The 20385-nt window shown below is 39.7% G+C and carries 22 protein-coding genes; 3 read left to right on the top strand and 19 right to left on the bottom strand.

What is annotated here, in order from left to right:
- Positions 1–29 precede the first annotated feature (29 nt).
- From sufU to NSU02_RS04640, 13 genes are all read right to left on the bottom strand, one after another.
- Positions 30–464, bottom strand: coding sequence for a Fe-S cluster assembly sulfur transfer protein SufU (sufU, locus tag NSU02_RS04700; RefSeq protein ID WP_063386927.1), 435 nt, complete (start codon positions 462–464; stop codon positions 30–32).
- Complete coding sequence (locus NSU02_RS04695) at positions 454–1674, bottom strand: cysteine desulfurase (RefSeq protein ID WP_339194488.1); 1221 nt, start codon at positions 1672–1674, stop codon at positions 454–456. The genes sufU and NSU02_RS04695 overlap by 11 nt, the downstream gene beginning before the upstream one ends.
- Positions 1674–2984, bottom strand: coding sequence for a Fe-S cluster assembly protein SufD (gene sufD / locus NSU02_RS04690; RefSeq protein WP_063386929.1), 1311 nt, complete (start codon positions 2982–2984; stop codon positions 1674–1676). The genes NSU02_RS04695 and sufD overlap by 1 nt, the downstream gene beginning before the upstream one ends.
- A gap of 17 nt (positions 2985–3001) precedes the next feature.
- On the bottom strand, positions 3002–3787 hold the full coding sequence (gene sufC / locus NSU02_RS04685) for a Fe-S cluster assembly ATPase SufC (protein WP_063386930.1): 786 nt from the start codon (positions 3785–3787) through the stop codon (positions 3002–3004).
- Between the two features lie 574 nt (positions 3788–4361).
- Positions 4362–4568, bottom strand: a complete 207-nt coding sequence (locus NSU02_RS04680; RefSeq protein WP_339194485.1) for a hypothetical protein — start codon at positions 4566–4568, stop codon at positions 4362–4364.
- Between the two features lie 251 nt (positions 4569–4819).
- Positions 4820–5665, bottom strand: coding sequence for a MetQ/NlpA family ABC transporter substrate-binding protein (locus NSU02_RS04675; RefSeq protein ID WP_339194483.1), 846 nt, complete (start codon positions 5663–5665; stop codon positions 4820–4822).
- A gap of 18 nt (positions 5666–5683) precedes the next feature.
- Positions 5684–6352, bottom strand: a complete 669-nt coding sequence (locus tag NSU02_RS04670) for a methionine ABC transporter permease (RefSeq protein WP_066249196.1) — start codon at positions 6350–6352, stop codon at positions 5684–5686.
- Entirely contained in the window at positions 6345–7370 is a 1026-nt protein-coding gene (locus NSU02_RS04665; protein WP_063386934.1) for a methionine ABC transporter ATP-binding protein, read from the bottom strand. Before NSU02_RS04665 ends, NSU02_RS04670 begins: the two co-directional genes overlap by 8 nt.
- Positions 7371–7635: 265 nt before the next feature.
- Positions 7636–7950 carry an SCP2 sterol-binding domain-containing protein gene (locus NSU02_RS04660; protein WP_339194480.1) on the bottom strand — a complete coding sequence of 105 codons (315 nt, stop codon included), beginning with the start codon at positions 7948–7950 and terminating at the stop codon, positions 7636–7638.
- 114 nt (positions 7951–8064) lie between these two features.
- Positions 8065–8376: a thioredoxin family protein gene (locus NSU02_RS04655; protein WP_327862665.1), complete on the bottom strand. Its 312-nt coding sequence runs from the start codon at positions 8374–8376 to the stop codon at positions 8065–8067.
- Positions 8377–8392: 16 nt separating this feature from the next.
- Positions 8393–8743 carry a toprim domain-containing protein gene (locus NSU02_RS04650; protein ID WP_063386937.1) on the bottom strand — a complete coding sequence of 117 codons (351 nt, stop codon included), beginning with the start codon at positions 8741–8743 and terminating at the stop codon, positions 8393–8395.
- 789 nt (positions 8744–9532) lie between these two features.
- Positions 9533–9916, bottom strand: a complete 384-nt coding sequence (gcvH, locus tag NSU02_RS04645; RefSeq protein WP_063386938.1) for a glycine cleavage system protein GcvH — start codon at positions 9914–9916, stop codon at positions 9533–9535.
- Positions 9917–9979: 63 nt separating this feature from the next.
- Positions 9980–10339 (bottom strand): arsenate reductase family protein, encoded by a 360-nt coding sequence (locus NSU02_RS04640; protein WP_066249190.1) that lies wholly within the window; start codon positions 10337–10339, stop codon positions 9980–9982.
- 196 nt (positions 10340–10535) lie between these two features.
- Between NSU02_RS04640 and NSU02_RS04635 the strand changes: the two genes are divergently transcribed.
- Positions 10536–11717 carry an IS701 family transposase gene (locus NSU02_RS04635; protein WP_311066339.1) on the top strand — a complete coding sequence of 394 codons (1182 nt, stop codon included), beginning with the start codon at positions 10536–10538 and terminating at the stop codon, positions 11715–11717.
- 213 nt (positions 11718–11930) lie between these two features.
- Here the strand turns inward: NSU02_RS04635 and NSU02_RS04630 are convergent, their stop codons facing one another.
- The 3 genes from NSU02_RS04630 to NSU02_RS04620 form a co-directional block, all read right to left on the bottom strand.
- The gene (locus NSU02_RS04630) at positions 11931–13670 is read right to left on the bottom strand and encodes an acyl-CoA dehydrogenase family protein (RefSeq protein ID WP_063386989.1); all 1740 of its coding nucleotides are present in this window, start codon (positions 13668–13670) and stop codon (positions 11931–11933) included.
- Between the two features lie 133 nt (positions 13671–13803).
- Positions 13804–14979, bottom strand: a complete 1176-nt coding sequence (locus tag NSU02_RS04625) for an acetyl-CoA C-acetyltransferase (protein ID WP_339194476.1) — start codon at positions 14977–14979, stop codon at positions 13804–13806.
- Positions 14980–14997: 18 nt separating this feature from the next.
- The gene (locus NSU02_RS04620; RefSeq protein WP_205419943.1) at positions 14998–17379 is read right to left on the bottom strand and encodes a 3-hydroxyacyl-CoA dehydrogenase/enoyl-CoA hydratase family protein; all 2382 of its coding nucleotides are present in this window, start codon (positions 17377–17379) and stop codon (positions 14998–15000) included.
- A 172-nt stretch (positions 17380–17551) separates the two neighbouring features.
- Between NSU02_RS04620 and NSU02_RS04615 the strand changes: the two genes are divergently transcribed.
- Both NSU02_RS04615 and NSU02_RS04610 read left to right on the top strand, forming a co-directional pair.
- Complete coding sequence (locus NSU02_RS04615; protein WP_198318588.1) at positions 17552–17815, top strand: hypothetical protein; 264 nt, start codon at positions 17552–17554, stop codon at positions 17813–17815.
- Positions 17816–17829: 14 nt separating this feature from the next.
- Positions 17830–18180: a spore coat protein gene (locus NSU02_RS04610; protein ID WP_063386942.1), complete on the top strand. Its 351-nt coding sequence runs from the start codon at positions 17830–17832 to the stop codon at positions 18178–18180.
- Between the two features lie 361 nt (positions 18181–18541).
- Here NSU02_RS04610 and NSU02_RS04605 read toward each other — a convergent pair whose 3' ends face one another.
- From NSU02_RS04605 to NSU02_RS04595, 3 genes are read right to left on the bottom strand one after another with little or no spacing between them, the layout of a single operon-like run.
- Positions 18542–18793 (bottom strand): DUF2573 family protein, encoded by a 252-nt coding sequence (locus NSU02_RS04605; RefSeq protein ID WP_063386943.1) that lies wholly within the window; start codon positions 18791–18793, stop codon positions 18542–18544.
- Positions 18794–18808: 15 nt separating this feature from the next.
- Entirely contained in the window at positions 18809–19573 is a 765-nt protein-coding gene (locus NSU02_RS04600) for an IucA/IucC family C-terminal-domain containing protein (protein WP_082829501.1), read from the bottom strand.
- Positions 19561–20382 (bottom strand): ABC transporter ATP-binding protein, encoded by an 822-nt coding sequence (locus NSU02_RS04595; RefSeq protein ID WP_063386944.1) that lies wholly within the window; start codon positions 20380–20382, stop codon positions 19561–19563. Before NSU02_RS04595 ends, NSU02_RS04600 begins: the two co-directional genes overlap by 13 nt.
- Between the last annotated feature and the right edge of the window lie 3 nt (positions 20383–20385).

The raw sequence follows: 20385 nt of genomic DNA, 5'->3' as shown, positions 1-20385 counted from the left end.
TTTCTCACTCCAATCTAATTTAAATTTTATCACTCGACTTCAGATCGCACACCTTTTTCCATCGCTTTCCAGGCAAGCGTTGCACATTTGATTCGAGCTGGAAATTTTGAAACGCCTTGCAATGCTTCAATATCTCCTAAATCAATATCATCATCGTATTCCTTGCCTTGCATCATATCGGAGAAGATTTTAGAAAGCTTCAGAGCATTTTCAATCGTTTGTCCTTTGATCGCTTCGGTCATCATGGATGCCGATGACATCGAAATGGAGCAGCCTTCCCCTTCAAACTTCGCATCGATGACTTTTCCATCCTCAATTTTCATTGTCAAATGAATTCTATCACCGCAGGTTGGATTGTTCATGTCAACCGTAACGCTGTCTTGAAGAGAGCCTTTATTTCTAGGATTTTTATAGTGATCCATAATGACTTGACGATACAATGTGTCAAGATTATCAAATGACATTGCCGAAATACTCCTTTGTTTTTTGAATTGCGCGAATGAATAAATCAATTTCTTCTTCAGTATTATATAGATAAAAGCTCGCCCGTGCTGTCGCTGATACTTCTAAGCATTTCATCAATGGCTGGGCGCAATGGTGCCCGGCTCGGATCGCAATACCTTCCGCATCCAGAACAGTTGCCACGTCATGAGGATGAATGCCTTCGAGGTTGAAGGTAACGAGCCCAGCCCGTTCTTTCGGTCCGTAAATTGTCATGCCTTCAATATTTGAGCATTGCTCCAATGCATATTGGGCAAGTCTATGTTCATGATTGAAAATATTCTCAAGTCCAATTTCTTCTAAAAAGTCAATTGCTGCGGCTAATCCAACTGCTCCGGCAATAATTGGTGTACCAGCTTCAAATTTCCATGGGAGCTCCTTCCATGTAGATTCATATAAACCGACAAAATCAATCATCTCTCCGCCGGTTTCAACCGGTTCCATATTTTCGAGCAGCTCTTTTTTTCCGTATAGAACACCGATTCCTGTCGGAGCACACATTTTATGTCCCGAGAAAGCAAGAAAATCACAATTTAAATCTTGAACATCAATTTTCATATGTGGTGCTCCTTGAGCAGCATCTACGACAAGAACAGCTCCGTTTTGATGAGCAATTTCGCCTATTTCTTTTACTGGATTGATCGTGCCAAGAACATTGGATACGAGCGCAATCGAAACAATTTTCGTATTGGCTGTAATCGTATTTCGAACATCACTTAACGAGATAGTTCCGTCTTCTTTTAGTGGTATATATTTTAACGTAGCTCCTGTTTCTTTTGCAACTTGCTGCCATGGAATTAAATTGGCATGATGCTCCATGTACGTAATGACAATTTCATCGCCTTCATTTAAATTGGCCTTTCCATAGCTCTGTGCCACCATATTTAGTCCTGTTGTTGTTCCCCGTGTAAAAATAATTTCCTGGACGGATTTTGCGTTAATAAATTGACGAACTCTTTCCCGTGAACCTTCATAGGCATCTGTAGCTTTTGTACCAAGTGTATGAACACCGCGATGCACATTTGAATTGTACTCGCGGTAGTATTTTGTGATTGCATCAATGACGACATTTGGCTTTTGCGATGTTGCAGCATTATCCAAATAAACTAAATCGCGGCCGTTGACCTTTTGACTAAGGATCGGGAACTGTTTGCGAATTTCTTTAATATCCATTACCGAACTTTCCTTTCAATAACCTCTGTCAATTGGTTTTTTACACTTTCAATCGGCATTTGTCTTACAACAGGATCTAAAAATCCATGAATAATTAATCGCTCAGCCTCCGATTTTGAAATTCCTCTGCTCATTAAATAATAGAGCTGAATCGGGTCAACACGTCCCACAGATGCGGCATGGCCGGCGACAACATCATCTTCATCAATGAGCAAAATCGGATTTGCGTCTCCTCTTGCCTTTTCACTTAACATTAAAACGCGGGATTCCTGCTCAGCATTTGATTTCGATGCACCGTGCTCAATTTTGCCGATGCCGTTAAAAATGGACGTCGCACTGTCTTTCATAACACCATGTTTTAAAATGTTGCCTTCGGTATGTTTGCCAAAGTGAACGACCTTCGTCGTAAAGTTTTGAATTTGGCTTCCTCTCCCAACAACAACTGTTTTTGTATCGCCTATAGAACCGTCTCCGACAAGATTTGTTGTGTTTTCAGAAATCGTATTGCCGTCATTCATTAATCCTAATGCCCAAAGAATTTTTGCATCGCGTCCAGCAACCCCGCGGCGGTTCACATATGTTGTGATGTTTTCAGTCAGATTGTCAACCGCACCGTAGGAAACTTTCGCATTAGTATTGGCGATAACTTCGGTAATTAAATTAAACACAGCACCCTCTGTTTCGGTGGTCGAGATGTAGTTTTCGACATACGTAACAGAACTATTATCATCCGCAACGATGATCACATGATTAAACAAATTGGCTTCAGGGTTTTCATGTATAAAAACCGCCTGAAGAGGTTTTTCCACTTCTACATTTTTCGGCACATACACAAAGACCCCGCCGTTTAAATAGGCTGCGTGCAAAGCTGTCAGCCGATGTTCATCAATTTTTACTCCATCTTTCATAAAATATTGCTTAAGCAAGTCTCCGTGTTCCTTCGCAGCCGTGTGAATGTCAGTAAAAATAACTCCTTTTTCTTTCAAATCTTCAGAGACTGTCAAAAAGGCAGGTGTATTGTCACGTTGTATATAAAGATTTTTATGTTCTTCATCTGCCTCAATAAGCGTTTTTACTTCTTCCGGCAGCTCATCAAGAGAAGATAGAGTGCTGCTGGAAACGACATGTTTAGAAAACTGTGAGAAATTCCATTTGTCGATTTTGGTTTTATCCGGCTTTGGCAATGGAAGCTCTTCAGCTTTTGCAAGAGCAAGCAAGCGAAGATCTTTCAGCCAGTCCGGTTCTCCTAACTGTTTGGAGAAATTTTCTATATATTTCTGGTCAAACGGTAGTTTCGTTTCTACAGTCATTTTGATCCTCCTAACGCTTACGCTTCTTGCCCTACTGTTTCGTCTTCGATGCCTAATTCCTTTTTAATCCAGTCATATCCTTCTGCTTCAAGACGCTGAGCTAGTTCTGCTCCGCCGGATTTCACGATTCTTCCTTGCATCATAACATGAACAAAATCTGGTGTAATATAGTTTAACAGACGTTGATAGTGTGTAATAATCAGGCAGCCAAACTCAGGGCTCCGCATTTCGTTGATACCTTTGGAAACAATTTTCAACGCATCAATATCTAAGCCTGAATCAATTTCGTCCAAGATGGCAATCTTAGGCTCAAGCATCATTAATTGAAGTATTTCATTCCGCTTTTTCTCACCGCCCGAGAATCCTTCATTTAAATATCGCTGCGCCATCCCTTGATCCATTTCAAGAAATTCCATTTTTTCATCCATTTTGCGAATAAATTTCATTAAAGAAATTTCGTTGCCTTCGCCTCGGCGGGCGTTGATAGCTGAACGCAAGAAATCAGCATTTGTGACTCCGCTGATCTCACTTGGATATTGCATGGCAAGAAAAAGTCCTGCACGCGCACGCTCATCTACTTCCATCTCAAGCACATCTTGTCCGTCGAGAGTTATGGATCCTTGTGTCACTTCATATTTTGGATGTCCCATGATCGCGGAGGAAAGAGTTGATTTTCCTGTTCCGTTCGGCCCCATGATCGCATGAATTTCTCCGCCTTTTATTTCAAGGTTCACACCTTTTAAAATTTCTTTCCCTTCTACGGAAACATGCAAATCTTTAATCGTTAATGTAGATCCTGACATAACCAATACCTCCATTAATCTATAGGTCAAATATTAATATCATTCTCAATTTATTCTCATTATTATTTTATAACAAATTAAAAGTGAATACAACCTTTTAATATCTCACAACATTATTCATATTACCAAATTTTTAGGAACAAAGTATATAGTCATCTTAGTATCATTCAAACAAACTTGTTGTATGTATTCAATAAAAAGAAAAACCAGTCTTTGCTGACTGGCTGATTTAGTTTAGCGTAGACAAAAACAATTTCCCTTTCAGATTAGCTGTTACAATTTGGCTGCTGCGGTAATTTCGTTCTCTTTTTCTTTCAACCTTCATTCGCTTCTTATGTGTTCTCCTATATTCGTTATATCCCATTCCGTGAAATTGATGCATTGCTTTTTCCATTTCAGACGTAAATTTAATGTCTATCATTTCTTGGTTTAAATAAATAATGAACCAATCCTTTCATTTTTTATACAATTTAATGTTAGCAATGATTACAGCTTGCAAGCAACCTGCTGTATCGCTGATTAAAACAGCTTAAAACCCATTTTAAGCCAATGAGAAAGGATTAAAGGTTCAATCTTACAAATGCTCCAAAATACTGAAAATTACATCTTTATTTGTTTTTCTTGCAAAACATTCCGTTCTAAATGCGGCCGCTAAGCTCATCACAATTCCTTCTTCGAAAGCTGGTGCAAATCCTGCTGCTTCATATATTTCCTTTCGGCTGCATTCCCGCTGGAGAGAAAAAATACAATATTCATCTTGCATTTGACACTGATCGTTCATGCTATTGATAGCTCAACCTTTTTGAAACAAGCAATTGTAAAATTATGTTGAGTAAATGCCCCATTCCCTTTCTTATGTTCTGCTGATGCGCTTAATTGAAATGAACAGCACTTTCTATTTGCTTTTTTGGCTGCATAAATTTCACCTAAGTTCGTACGATTTTTCTTAAATGAAATTTTGTCCAAACAATACCAGCTCAGCTTGATCCAAAAAAAGAAGCTGTGCGTAAATATGCACAGCTTCCCAATTGATTATTCAGCAGGAATAACGGAGCCTTGATAATTTGTTTGAATAAATTCTTTAATTTCATCTGATTGTAACACTTCTACAAGAGCTTTAATTTTTTCAGAGTCTTTATCTTCACTGCGGACAGCAATGACGTTTACATACGGATTGTCTTTTGGCGATTCAAGAGCAATGGCATCTTTTGATGGGTCAAGTCCTGCATCCAGAGCAAAGTTCCCGTTAATTAATACAGCGTCGCCTTCATTGTTTTCATAAGCTTTCGTCAACATTGGCGCTTCGATGTCTGTTTTGAATTTCAAATTCTTTTTGTTTTCTGCTATGTCATCAACTGTCGCTTTCGTTTTATCAACGCCATCTTTCAGCTTAATTAAACCTTTTTCCTCCAGCATTGACAGCATGCGTCCATGGTCAGCAACTGAGTTACTCATGATAATAGTAGCTCCATCCGGAAGCTCCTCTAAAGATTTATATTTTTTTGAATATACGCCAATTGGCTCAATATGAATTCCGCCGGCATTGACAAAATCATATCCATGTTCTTGTTTCTGTGCTTCAAGGTAAGGGATATGCTGGAAGTAATTTGCATCAATATCCTTTTCCGCTAAAGCTTTATTCGGCAATACATAATCAGTGAATTCTTCAATTTTCAATTTATATCCTTTTTTCTCAAGAAGCGGTTTTGCTTCCTCTAAAATTTCTGCATGTGGAACAGGAGATGCGCCAACTTTAATTACTTCATTTTTCTCATTGTCAGAGCCGCCGGAGCTGCCTCCCTGATTACTACCACCTCCGCAAGCAGAAGCAAATATCATCGTAGCACCTAAAACAGTCGCTAAAAGCCATTTTTTCATATTATTCTCCTCCTTCGTTTAACGCTTATCAATTGCTCTTGTAATCATATCGCCGATCAATTGGATGATAAATACAATAATCAATATGAGTACAGTTGCAACAAATGTTACATCACTATGATTACGCTGAAATCCTTCTAAATAGGCAAGGTTTCCAAGACCACCGGCACCAATGGCGCCTGCCATGGCTGTATAACCTACCAACGCAATTGCTGTGACAGTTATTCCTGAAACTAAAGCAGGCATCGATTCTGGAAGCAGTACTTTGAAAATAATTGTGCTCATTGTAGCTCCCATCGATTTTGCAGCTTCAATCACCCCCTTGTCAACTTCCCTCAGTGCAATTTCCACCATCCTTCCATAAAAAGGCGCAGCACCAATGATGAGTGCAGGAAGTGCAGCATTAGCCCCTAAAATGGTACCAACGATTGCTTTTGTAAAAGGAAGCAGCAAAATGATCAAAATAATGAAGGGAATTGAACGGAATACATTGACAACTGCTGCAACAAACGAGTGGATAAACCGATTTTCCCACATGTTCCCCTTTGACGTTAAAAACAATAAAAGACCTAAAATAATTCCGAGAAAAAATGTAGCAAATACAGAAACAGCTGTCATATAAACCGTTTCATAAGTTGCATCAATGACTTTGTCCCATTTTACATTTGGCAACAATGTCTCAAACATTCGCAATCACCTCCAGCTCCACTTGTTGATTGCGAATAAATTCAATGGCTTGTTCAACTGTAGTTTCATCTCCATCAAAATGGATGATTAACGTCCCGTAGGATCCACTTTGAGTTTGTGAAATTTTCCCTTGCAAAATATTAACCTCTACATCGAACTCTTTAATGATTTTTGAAATCATAGGCTGCTCCGCTCTGTCTCCTACAAAGGTAAGTTTGACAACCTTTCCATGCTTGTACTTTTCAAGCAGGTAATCAATCGTTTCCATTGTTTCATCAGGTTCTGTAACTTGTTTAACAAATCGTTTTGTAATGTTAGCCTTCGGATTTCGGAAAACCGTCAACACATCACCATGTTCAACAATCTTCCCGTTTTCCATCACAGCCACTCTATGACAAATTTTTCGAATTACATGCATTTCATGGGTGATCAAAACAATCGTTAAACCTAATCGCTTGTTAATATCTACAAGCAAATCTAGGATGGAATCAGTCGTTTGAGGGTCTAAAGCAGAAGTCGCCTCATCGCACAAAAGAACTTTCGGATTGTTCGCAAGAGCTCTTGCAATGCCGACTCTTTGTTTTTGTCCTCCGCTCAATTGCGAGGGATATGCATCTTCTTTTCCTTCTAAACCTACTAGTTTAATAAGTTCATCAACTCTTTTGAGCCGATCGCTTTTCTTCATGCCGGCAATTTCTAATGGAAAAGCGATGTTCTCCCGCACTGTTCTTGACCACAATAGATTAAAATGCTGAAAGATCATACTAATCTCTTTTCTGGCGGATCTCAGTTCTTTTCCTTTAATTTGGTCTATTCTTTTTCCCGCCACTTCAACTGTCCCATTTGTCGGCTTTTCAAGACCATTTAACAAGCGTATTAATGTACTCTTCCCAGCACCGCTGTATCCGATGATCCCAAAAATTTCTCCGCTCTGGATTTGAAGATCAACTTGATCGACAGCTTTTACTTGGCTATGATTCGTATGATAAATTTTTGTAACACCGTTGAGAGAAATCAAGTTTACACCTTCTTTCACACATGCAGCAGCTTCGGTTTAATACTAAAAGCCTTCCTGCACAGATGCAGAAAGGCACGATTACATTCAATTGACCTTCCTTTTTTTCAACGCAATTGTAGACAAAGCTTTATTGTACATGTGCACCCGCTATTTTTCTATTAAAACATTATTTTAAACAATACAAACTAACTGGGAGAGATTGTACCATTCAACAAACATTGTGTCAATATATTCTTTTCCGATATCTTTACTCTATTTTAACCTGTTAGGCCAATAAAGACAAGACAGATTCTAATCTTAAAATATCCCGAAATCTCCCCTCAACTTTTACTGCTTTCAATTTCATTAGTTGTTGGAGCTTTAGCTGGCCTGTAATGAGCTCTTCCATTTGCTCTTCATTTCCTATAATTTTTACATCAATGGATTCGATATTCCCATCAACTCGTCTTAATCCTTCCAAATCCAATTGATAACAATAAATGCTTTGGCCATACTCAAAAGCAATAAACATAGGATGTGCCGGAAATAAAGGCTTTAAAAAATGATGATCATTTGCCTTTTCTAATAAAAAATCAAACATTGACAACCCCCCAGCAAATATTTTATTTTACTCATTCTTTCTAGCTTTCCTTCTTCCTGCTGGGAGTTGTCGACGCTTTCTAGAAAAAACTGACATATTTCTCAGGAAATATAATTATATGGTAGAAAAACTTTTTAACTTTTGATATAAATAGTCAATAGAATGAAACGCATATATTTTTTCGGCAATTTGTCCTTTTTCAAAGATCAATAAACATGGAACACTTTCAATTTTCCATTTTTCGGCAAATTCAGGGATATAATTCAAATCTTTCGTATATATGTTTATGGAAGGAATGATTTTTTCTACAATTTCCAGCATGCTTTTAGCTAATTTACACGTCCCGCAAAAAGGTGTATATAAAAATATAATGGTTTTCTCTTCATCGCTAATCGCATCTAATTGCTCTTTTGTTATTTCAATCATTGAACACACTCCACATTTATGATAAATATCTTGCATGTACATCAATATTTGCTCTCAGCAAGACGGCGGCAATATGCTGTTCAGGTGCGGATGCAACTTGACGGTACATTTTGTCTATATATAGATGGTTGGCTTCCGGAAGCTCCCGCTTAATTTGTTTTCTCAATTTTTCTCCTGCTTCATCCGCATCGACTAAAATATAAACATCCTTGAAAAATAAGCTTTCCGCCAATTCATCGAGCTTGGACAAGCTTAACGTGCCATTTGTACAAATAATCTCAGCAGGTTCATTAATAATTTTCTCTACTTTTTTCTTATCAGACTTTCCTTCAACAATGATAACTTTCTCAATTTCTATCAGTGCCATTGTTATCACCTGCTTATAGATGCTTTTTGATATATACTTATTCTAAATGAAGTGGTTGATTCCTTCACACAAAATACTTTGATTGTCCGCACTTTTCCATTAATAAAGAAATCGAGTAGGAGGGAGCGATTAACTCCCGTCCTCTCACACCACCGTACGTACGGTTCCGTATACGGCGGTTCAATTAAGATAATTGACGCAAGTCTTTATAACTTCCGTGAATAGCTGTTCTCTTTATGCCAGTGGTCACTCCACCCTCCAAGAGATCTCCCACGGGATTCACCGCTTCCTCCCTCAAGTGAGGTACTACGTTTTCTGTGTTCATCATGACTCACTGAATGCCAAGGGCTATTCTCTCTTAATTGTTCGGTCCTTCTTAGTTGTTCTAGACCAACTAATACTATGACCTCTGCTGACTTCTGACTGTTCAGCTATCTATCACTAGATAGGTTACCAAGGTTACTTGGCGTGCCAGCCAGACCTCCCCGGGTAAGAGTGTAATCTTTCCTTCCATCCATCTGCTTCATTTACTCTGTATCACCTTCGGCAGAAAGGGCTTTGTTTTGTCTTGCAAACTCACCCAGTGATACCTAGCCTCATATGAAGTTCGTGTTCCTCAGACCGGAAGTTTGCCGCTCGCTTCCTTCAGATTCCGCGTCACCACGGACACCCTTGCGTTAAGCTAACTGCTACTTCTGCCTTCGCAGCTCGGGACTTTCACCCTATAGATTACACCCATGCCGGGCGCACAAGGAAACCCCCTTCTCAAAGGGAGACGGGGGTTTCATATTAGTCTTCTTTTACCATTTCTTCATATTCTTCAGCTGTCATTAATTTTTCAACATCTTGAATGTCATTTGGTTCAACAACAATCATCCAAGCCTTTTCATAAGGAGATTCATTTACATATTCAGGATTGTCATCCAATTCCTCATTCACTTCAACAACTTTTCCGCTGATAGGGGCATAAAGCTCAGAAACTGTTTTCACTGATTCAACGCTACCGAAAGGTTCGTCAGCGACTATTTCATCTCCAACTTCTGGAAGTTCAACAAATACGATGTCACCGAGTTCAGACTGCGCAAAATCAGTGATCCCAATTCTTACTTTGTCACCTTCCACCTTTACCCATTCATGCTCTTCAGAATAACGCAATTCTTTTGGTGTATTCAATGTCATTCCCTCCAATTATCATTTTTATATAAGAATTCTATTTAAATAGAATCTTTTCTAAATTTAATTTCCCCAAATCTTCTCAAATTCCTCTTCTTTAAAGCCAACGGTCACCTTTTCCCCATCGGTAACAATCGGCCGCTTAATGAGCATACCGTCTGATGCGAGCAAATCAAAGAGCTCCTCATCTGTTGCTGTTTTTACTTTTTCTTTTAAACCTAATTGACGATATTTTTGACCGCTCGTGTTAAAAAACTTTTTTAACTCCAATCCGCTCTTTTCATAAAAGGATTTTAACTCTTCTTTAGAAGGAGGATTTTCCACGATATGTATTTCACGAAAATCAATTCCGTGATCTTCCAGCCATTTTTTCGCTTTTCTGCAAGTTCCGCACTTCGGATACCAGTACATTGTTAAAGCCATTCCTTCTCACCTCCTTCATACAACACCAATAATATTTTATCATATCCGAATTGGACAAACATAATAACTTGATCACTGTAGATGAGCAAATTCACTAACATAAATTTACATCCGAACAAAAAAGGAGACATGAACCCGATTCCTTGGTTAGAATAGATGTGCCAACAAACCATTCACACAAGGAGGTTCATGTCTCATGAATAGATTAGCACATCATCAAGGAATCCACAAGTTTTTCACGATGTTGGGGTTGGCACTTTATTTTTCAAAACCTGTCATGAAGCATCTCGTTCATATCGTGGATGCGATGATCACGAAAGGCTTTTCTGGAACGTTGACCGATCTTCATCATTGGAGCTTTCACCCCAATCATCGAACGACACTCAGCCATTTTTTCACGAAAAGCCCTTGGGATGAAGAGACGCTGCTTCGCAAACTCCAGCAATGGATGCTTCATCGTGTCGAACGGATCGCCAAACAGAAAAATCAACCCCTTTTTGTTTCGATCGATGATACGATTTGCCAAAAAATCAAGCCTTCGTCACGGGCAACGCACGCCATTCAAGGGTGTGATTGGCACTATTCTCACACAGAGAAAAAGTCGATCTGGGGACATTCTCTTGTTTGGCTCATGGTTCATACGATGACCCAGGCTTTTCCCTTTGCGTTCCGCCTCTACGACAAGGCGGCTGGGAAAAGCAAGGGGGAACTCGCGATCGAGATGCTTTCTTCTTTGGATGTACGCCGTCCCGTTTATGTGCTGATGGATTCGTGGTATCCATCGCAAGCGCTCGTGGAAGCCTGTCTGAAAAAAGGATTTCACGTCATCGCGATGCTCAAAACGAACCGGATTCTCTATCCGAAAGGCATCGCCATCCAAGCCAAACAGTTTGCCCGCTATATCGAACCGAACGACACCCATCTCGTCACGGTGGGAGAAGAGCGTTATCGCGTGTATCGCTACGAGGGATCGCTGAAAGGTCTCGATGATGCCGTTGTGTTGTTGGCTTGGAAAGCCGATCAGCCGATGACACCCGAACATCTTCACTGCGTCTTGAGCACCGACCGGGAGCTAAGCGATGAAGAGATCTTGCGCTACTATGCCCAGCGTTGGTCGATCGAATGCTTTTTTCGACAAGCGAAAGACCAGCTGAAGCTCGATGGGTACCGCGTTCGTCAACGTCGGGCGGTGAAACGGTATTGGATCTTGGTGCAACTCGCTTATGTGTACAGTATGGTCGAGTCCAACCGGGATTTCTCTACTGGGCTTGATCTTCTCCGAACGAAGAAAGGGCATAGTCTCGTCGAGTTCATTTACCATGCAGCGAAGCAAGATATTCCCATTGATGTCGTTAAAAAACAGCTCCATGTGGCATAAGGGGTACTCCGTTTGTCTCTTTTTACATGGTAATTATTGTAATGAAAATTGCTCAACTACAGTTGATCAATAAATTTTTGGAGCTGTCCAGAAAGTCAAATCCCCATTGAAAACAAAAGATCATAAACACCAATATATCAACGTTTCTAAAACATTAAAGGGGGTGTCAATTAGCCGTAAAAACGACTTATTAGACACCCCTAAGTCCCGCAGCTATACTATATATTTTTCCTCTTCAATCACTCTAGCTGCAATTTGGCGTTTTTTCTTAATGACATTTACAGGGATTTGTCGCATCAATTTTTTTAGAGCAGAGAGAAGAATCCGCAAGTCGTCTCCTTCCTCGATCGCAACAATCGTTTCTTTTGCATTCGCCTCTAATTCCTGAAACGCTTCTTGCACAAACACTTGTGTATAAAGAAGCTTCTGTTTATTCTTTTCTTCTCCTGAGTTCACAATGGCCTTTTCTGTGCGCAAAATAGCGGATTCCATCGCATAAACGTTATTTACCGCATCCGCGATATTTGCAAGAATCTCTTGTTCCTGCTGCAAGGATTGGCCAAATTTTTGAGCTGCAGCACCTGCCAGCAAAAGCGTCACTCTTTTCGCTTGTTTCAACAAATATTTTTCTTGCTCCAATACGCCATCGCCGATTTCTTCCGGCATCCATGTCAACAGTTCTTTTTGAAGGCTTTGTGCTTTTTGAAGAAGAGGTAGCTCCCCTTTCATTGCTTTTTTCAAAAACATTCCCGGAACAAGCAAGCGGTTGATTTCATTCGTTCCTTCAAAAATGCGGTTAATTCTGGAGTCGCGATAGGCCCTTTCCACTTCATATTCCGCCATGTATCCGTATCCGCCATGAATTTGAACTCCTTCATCCGCTATATAATCAAGCGTTTCAGAACCGAATACTTTGTTTAATGAGCATTCGATCGCATATTCAGCAATCGATTGGGCAACAGCATTTCCATCCTTTTGCTCTTCAGGTGTTAAATAACTCATCCGGTCATCAAACAATCCAACCGTTCGATAGACTGAGCTTTCCATTGCATAAAGCTTCAGCGCCATATTGGCCAACTTTTCTTGGATTAACGGAAATTGGGCTATCGGCCGTCCAAATTGTTTCCTTTGCACCGCATATTTGACCGACAATTCGATGATGCGCTTGCAGGCTCCGATTGCCCCGACGGCTAATTTGTATCGTCCGATATTTAAAATATTGAAGGCAATTTTATGCCCTTTGCCGATTTCCCCTAAAACATTTTCTTTTGGCACTAAAACGTTGTCTAAGATCAATGTCCTTGTTGAAGAGCTTTTGATCCCCATTTTCTTTTCCTCAGGACCTGTTGAAACACCCGGAAAATCTCTTTCAACAATAAATGCTGTGAAATGTTTGCCGTCCACCTTTGCATACACGATAAAAACATCTGCAAAAGCTGAATTTGTGATCCATTGTTTTTCTCCGTTTAAAATATAATGTGTTCCTGCCTCATTTAGCTTCGCTGTAGTTTTTGCACCAAGAGCATCTGATCCTGATCCTGGTTCCGTTAATGCATATGCAGCGATTTTTTCACCGACTGCAAGGCTGGGCAAATATTTTTTCTTCTGTTCTTCATTTCCAAACAATACAATTGGAAGCGAGCCAATGCCTACATGGGCTCCAAATGTAATTGAGAAGCCCCCTGCGCGGGAAAATTGTTCTGCAATAAGAGCAGAGCTTACTTTATCAAGACCTAGTCCGGAATATTCTTCTGGAATATCTGCTGCGAGCAGACCAAGTTCGCCAGCTTGCTTCAGCAATTTCACCGAAATATCAAATTCATGGTTTTCAAGACGGTCAATAAAAGGAACAACCTCGTTCAGGACAAAATCTTCAGCTGTTTTCGCAATCATTTTATGTTCTTCTGTACAGTCTTCCGGCGTGAAGATCCGATCAAAAGGAATTTCTTCCATGATGAAGCTTCCGCCCTTTATATATGCCTCTGTTTTGTTTGCCACCCAATATTCCCCCTTTTGGATTCATAAATAAGTTCGAAGACTCCATGTCATTTTCCATCATGTGTAGAAAACCTAACCTTTTGGTTTTTTATAGAAGCTCGAAAACTCCCGCTGCACCCATTCCTCCGCCGATACACATCGTCACCAATCCAAATTGTTCATTTCTTCTTCTCATTTCGTGGATAAGAGTTAATGTCAATTTTGCACCTGTACATCCAAGAGGATGTCCAAGAGCTATGGCACCTCCGTTTACGTTTACTTTCTCTTCGTCTAATTTGAGTTCTCTAATTACTTGAATCGCTTGTGAAGCAAATGCTTCGTTTAATTCAATGAGTCCAATATCGGAAAGTTCAAGACCTGCTAATTCAAGCGCTTTTGGCACCGCAACGACAGGGCCTATTCCCATCACTTCAGGCGGCACTCCTCCTACAGCAAAAGAACGGAATTTGGCCAGCGGCTTTAGCTGAAGCTCTTCCGCTTTTTTTCGATCCATTACCATAACGGCAGCCGCTCCGTCGCTCATTTGCGAAGAATTTCCCGCCGTTACAGATCCGTTTACTGCAAATACCGGTTTTAAAGATGAAAGAGCCTCTTTTGTTGTTTCTGGTCGAACCCCTTCATCTTGGCGAAATATTGTTTTTTTCTCCTGCAGCTTGTTATTAGCATCAACTGTTCGGATCGTGGTTTCTACAGGAACGATTTCTTCAGCAAATGCTTCGTTTTGAATTGCTAATGCTGCTTTTTGGTGGCTCCGCACAGCAAATTCATCTTGTTCCTCTCGACTGATATTGTATTTTTGTGCGACCTGCTCGGCTGTATGTCCCATGCTCATGTAATATTCAGGCGCTTCCTCGGCAAGCTTTGCATTTGGCCGGAATACATTTCCAGTCATTGGAACAAGACTCATTGATTCTGTTCCTCCTGCGATAATGACTTCCGCATGCCCAAGCATGATCCGTTCAGCTGCATAAGCAATAGCCTGCAGCCCTGAAGAACAAAACCTGTTAATGGTTATTCCCGGCACTGTATAGGGGAGCCCTGCCAGCACCGCGATATTTCTTGCAATGTTTAAGCCTTGTTCTGCCTCAGGCATAGCACAGCCAATAATGACATCATCAATATGTCCGTCATAGCTTCCGGCCCGCTTCAATGTTTCCTTTACTACTAATGCTCCTAAATCATCCGGTCGTATGTTGGCTAATGCCCCTTTTTTTGCTTTTCCAACCGGTGTCCTAGCACCAGCGACAATGACAGCTTCCCTCATTTTTCTAACTCCTTTCTGTCAGTTGCGCAGCGGTTTTCCTTTTAACAGCATGTGCTGCATCCTGGCTTGTGTTTTCGGTTCACCTATTAAACTTAAAAATGCTTCCCGTTCCAAATCGAGCAAATATTGTTCATCTACCTTTGTCCTGTATGGAAGCTTGCCTCCCGCAATCACATAGGCTAATTTTTTAGCAATCTTTACATCGTGCTCCGAAGCGTATCCCGATAAATAAAGATTTTGTGCCCCTAATATCATGGCGGCATATCCGGTCTCGCCAACTACCGGAATTTTTTTGCGGACAGGAGGACGGTATCCGCTTTCATATAAAAACAGCGCTTTTTGCTTCGCATCATACAGCAGGTGATCTTTATTGATGGTTATGGCGTCTGTCGGTTGAAGAAACCCGTTTTGCTGCGCTTCCTGTGCGGATTTGGACACCTTAGCCATGGCGATCGTTTCAAATGTTTTATTTGCGACCTTTTGCAAATCAATTTCAATATCATTGCCGATTTGGTCAAGAATTTTTATATACAGTTCTTTGTTTCCTCCCCCGCCCGGGATCAGTCCAACACCTGTTTCAACTAGGCCAATGTAAGTTTCCATAGCTGCTTGAATGCTTGAGGCAGGCAAACATACTTCCGCGCCGCCTCCCAATGTCATATGAAAAGGGGCCGCTACAACCGGCTTCGGACTATATTTAATTTTCATCATCGCTTGCTGGAACTTTCTTATCATCAGCTCAATTTCAAAATAATTTTCATCCTGCGCCTCCATTAACATAAACGCAAGGTTTGCGCCTACACAAAAGTGTTTTCCTTCATTGCCGATGACTAGCCCTTTATAATTTTTATCAACTTCGTCGATGGCAAAATCGATCATTTGCACAATATCATAGCCGATCGCATTGTTTTTCGAATGAAACTCGAGCAGTGCGATATCATCGCCGATATCGATTAAGCTTGCCCCGTTATTTTCTTTAATGATTGATTTTCCATTTTTCAACGATTGCACATGAATTTGTTTCATATTTGTTTGCAGCAGTCTGTACTCGCCCCGATGATAAAAATAAGTGGCGCCTTCGCTTTGCTTATAAAACGTTTCATTTCCATCCTTCAGCATTTGCTTGACCCATGCTGGCACTGTTCCGCCCTGCTGTTCAATGGTTTCAACCGATCGTTTTATCCCGATTGCATCCCACATTTCAAACGGTCCAAGCTCCCAGCCAAATCCCCACTTCATCGCTTGGTCAATGTCAACGATCGTTTCGGCAATGCTGTCCAGCTGTTCTGCGGAATAAAGAAGCGTTGGAATAAGAATTTTCCAAATAAGAGTGCCTGCACGGTCGTTCGAATAAACAACTGCTTTTAACTTCTCCCCGGTGCCTTTTTCACGTCTCGCTATTTCGATAGAATCGGCACGAAGTTTTTTTCTATTTTCATATTCCATCGTATTTACATTTAATTCTAAAATTTCTTTGCCTGTTTTTTTGTAGAATCCTTGCCCGGCTTTTGATCCAATCCAGCCGTTTTCATGCATTTTCTTCATAAAATCCGGGACACGAAAAATTTCTTTTTCTTCGCCATCCACTCTTTCATATACGTTGTTTACGACATGAAAAAACGTGTCTAAACCGACTACATCAAGTGTGTGGAATGTGGCGCTTTTTGGTCTGCCGATCAAAGGTCCTGTCACGGAATCAACTTCTCCGACAGAATAATTCCCTTTCAGCATTTCACGTACGGTTACAAGAAAACCATATGTTCCAATGCGGTTGGCAATGAAATTCGGTGTATCCTTTGCGCAAACAACCCCTTTGCCAAGAACATCTTCACCAAATCTCTTCATAAATGCTACAACTTGTTCGTCAGTATCTTTTGTTGGAATAATTTCGAGCAGCTTCAAATAGCGTGGCGGGTTAAAAAAGTGAGTGCCTAAAAAATGTTTGCGGAAATCTTCTGAGCGGTTTTCTGACATCGAATGAACGGAAACTCCAGATGTGTTTGTGCTGATAATGCTGCCTGGCCGCCGCCATTTGTCCACTTTTTCAAAAACTTTCTGTTTAATATCGAGCCTTTCCACAACTGCTTCAATCACCCAATCAGCTTCAGCAATTTTCTCAATGTCATCATCAAAATTCCCGATCTCAATTCGCTCTATATTTTCTTTTGCAGTCAATGGAGCAGGAGTCTGCTTCTGCAGTCTTTGCACGGCCTTTTGAGCATAACGGTTTCGAACGATTGGATCTTTCAGCGTCAATCCTTGCTGTTTTTCTTCTGCCGTTAGTTCTGTCGGTACAATATCCAGGAGTAATACATGAATCCCGACATTCGCTAAATGTGCTGCAATTTGGGATCCCATCACTCCTGATCCGAGTACTGCAGCTTTTTTTATTTGACGCACAATTTCAAATCCCCTTTCATTTGAATGAACATTCATTCATTTTTTTCTGTTTTACTAAAGTATAAAATATTTAAAATTTTTGTTCAATATTCCTGTTAAAAAATTTTTGCATAACTCTTTAAAAATTGTGGGATATTAAATTTGTACATTTTTGAAAAAGGGGGCTTTTATGATGAATCAAATGCCAACCAATATGCAAAATATGCAGCAAAATCAAGTTTATAACGAACCGCCGCAAATTATTTCTGTAAAAGATCAACTATATTTAACAGATATGATGTCATGGAATTTAATTGCGATGAAAAAAGCACATTTTTTTGCTTCACAATGCCAAATTCCTGAAATTAAAGCTGAGTTGGAAAAGGTAGGAGAAATGCATCATCGCCACTATCAGCAGATATTAAATCAATTAAATGGCAATCCACAAATGCAGTAGAAAGGAGATTTATTATGCAAGCCCAGCAATCAAACAACACGAAAATCAGCAATCCGGAAACAACAGTTCAAAAAAGCCCGCAAATGAACGACCGCGACTTTATAAATGACTTGCTTGCAACTGAAAAATATATGACACAAGGTTATAGCACAGCTTTGAATGAGCTTAGCCACACCGTTTTATACGAAAATATTCAAATGATTTGCGACGAAACGCAAAAATGCCAGCGGCAGTTATTTAATGTCATGTTTAAAAATGGATGGTATTCCCTTGAGGCGTGCGACAACCAAAAAATACAACAAAGCTATCAGCAATATGCTAATTATTTGCAGCAGCAATCTCCTTACAATCAAAACATTCAATAAAAATGAACTTAAAAGTGTCTGACCCCATTCGAGCAGACAGCAAATAAAGAGTTAAAGCAGCCTTATTCCGGTAAACAAGCGGAGTAAGGTTTTATTTCTTTACGGGTTGAAATGTTATTCCCAATCGATTACTGAATAGGCGATCGAATGCTCATTCCGTTCTATATGATCACTATTTATCTGCTGTTTTTAAAGTAAGAAGCATTTTGCTTTAGCACAAAAAATTTTTAACCTTTATCAGCATTCCATTGTTTCGTCCAACGTCAATGCTATGAAACCTTAAAGTTATTTTGAATGATACTATTCTGTCCGCATAAAAAATCCCCCTGCTGCTTATAAGGAGGACAACTTCAAATTTAGATCAACGTTTTTTATTATTTCTATGCTGTTCATTTAATTCTTTTATTTCATTAATAATAGCTTTCATTTGTTCTTTTGCTTCTGGAAATTTTTCATTCCAATGTTTCACTAGCGGCGGCATCGATTTTGCCATGTACGTATACAACACCCAAATTTTCACTTTTTCTTTTAATTCAGGAGACGATTTTCCAAGCAAGAGTTCGGTATACTTTTCAACAAGCGCATCAATCTGAGCTTGAAACTGGTTATCCATTTTTAATCTCTCCAATTACTTTTTTATTGTACATTCACTAACATTCGGGCATGTTCTGCACTTTTTCCCTTCATCGTCTGTCAAATAAAACAGGCAGCATGTTTTTCTTTTTCGAATATAATCATCATATTGATCAGAATATGTCTTAGGACCAAAAAATTTTTTTAAAGGGTTCCGATTAAAATCCCCAAACAATTCACCTTTTGCTTCCTTCACGCAATAAATAAAATCTTCTTTTATTTTTTCATGTTTATCTTCATGCTGCTTTTCATTGAGCAATGTTTCATACATCCAAAATATATAGATCGCAACATTTTCCCAAAGAATCCATTTTGAAATTTTTGCCTCTGTTGAGACAACCTGTAAAAGACGGGTGATGTTTTCTTTAAATAATAAGGTTAACATTTCATCCCGCCATTTTTTTCTTTCTTGGGGAGCAATTGTGACTTCGTTCGATTTGAAATAAAAGCCCGGCAGCCAAAGCGGATCTTCGTCATCAGTGATCAGGACAAGATTTTTTATATCCACTTTTAAAGCTTTATCAAACATTGTCATGGTATAAAGAGCTAAAGCGGCTAAAAAAGCATATCTTTTAATAAACATTGACCCGGCTACATAAAGAGGTGCATTAAATTTAGGCTGAATATTTTTTAAAAACAGCTGCAGTTTTTCCGGTTTTAGCAGTTCCTCCATGTCAATTGATGAATCGGTTGCACGTTTTGCTTCTGAATATCGAAATTTTGACAGCACCTTTATTTCATCGAACGTCAACTTTCCCATGCCTGCATCCCTACTTTATTAATATTTCTCCCTTTTCCGAACGGAATACATAGCGGTGTTCCAAAAATCGGATCGCGAATAATTTTGCAATCCATTTCAAAAACATCTTTGACCAGTTGTACATTCATTACATCTTCCGGTTTTCCTTGTTTATAAATGTTTTTATCCTTTAATACGACGATATGATGAGCATAACGGCAGGCTAAATTTAAATCGTGAAGAACCATGATGATCGTTCTTTTCTCTTTCATATTCAATTCAAATAATAAATCGAGTATTTCAATTTGATGTGTTATATCTAAATAAGTTGTTGGCTCGTCGAAAAGAATAATATCTGTATTTTGCGCCAAAGTCATGGCGATCCATGCACGCTGTTTTTGTCCTCCTGATAAAGAGTCCACTGTTCGTTCTGCCAATTCACTCATTCTAGTTGCTTCAAGCGCTCGAAAAACTAATTCTTCATCTTCCTTGGACCATTGGTTCAGCCAATTTTGATAAGGATACCGTCCTTGTTTAACAAGCTGCAAAACAGTTAATCCTTCTGGGGCTTCAGGCCCTTGCGGAAGTATAGCCAGTTTTTTTGCCACTTCCTTTGTCGGTAGCTCGGCAATGTCCTTTCCTTCCAAGAGTACTGAACCGCCTGCTGGCTTTAAAATTCTTGCCAAAGATTTTAATAAGGTCGACTTTCCGCAACCGTTGCTTCCAATTAATACAGTAATTTCTCCCGTTGGAATAGTAAGATTAAGATCTTCAATAATCATATTCTGTCCATAAGCAAAAGTTAACTCATGAGTATACAATCTATGCATGCC

Source organism: Aeribacillus sp. FSL W8-0870 (assembly GCF_037963755.1).
Lineage (GTDB): Bacteria > Bacillota > Bacilli > Bacillales > Aeribacillaceae > Aeribacillus > Aeribacillus composti.
Note: the sequence above shows the minus strand (reverse complement) of the source record. Positions and strands in the feature narration are given on the sequence as shown.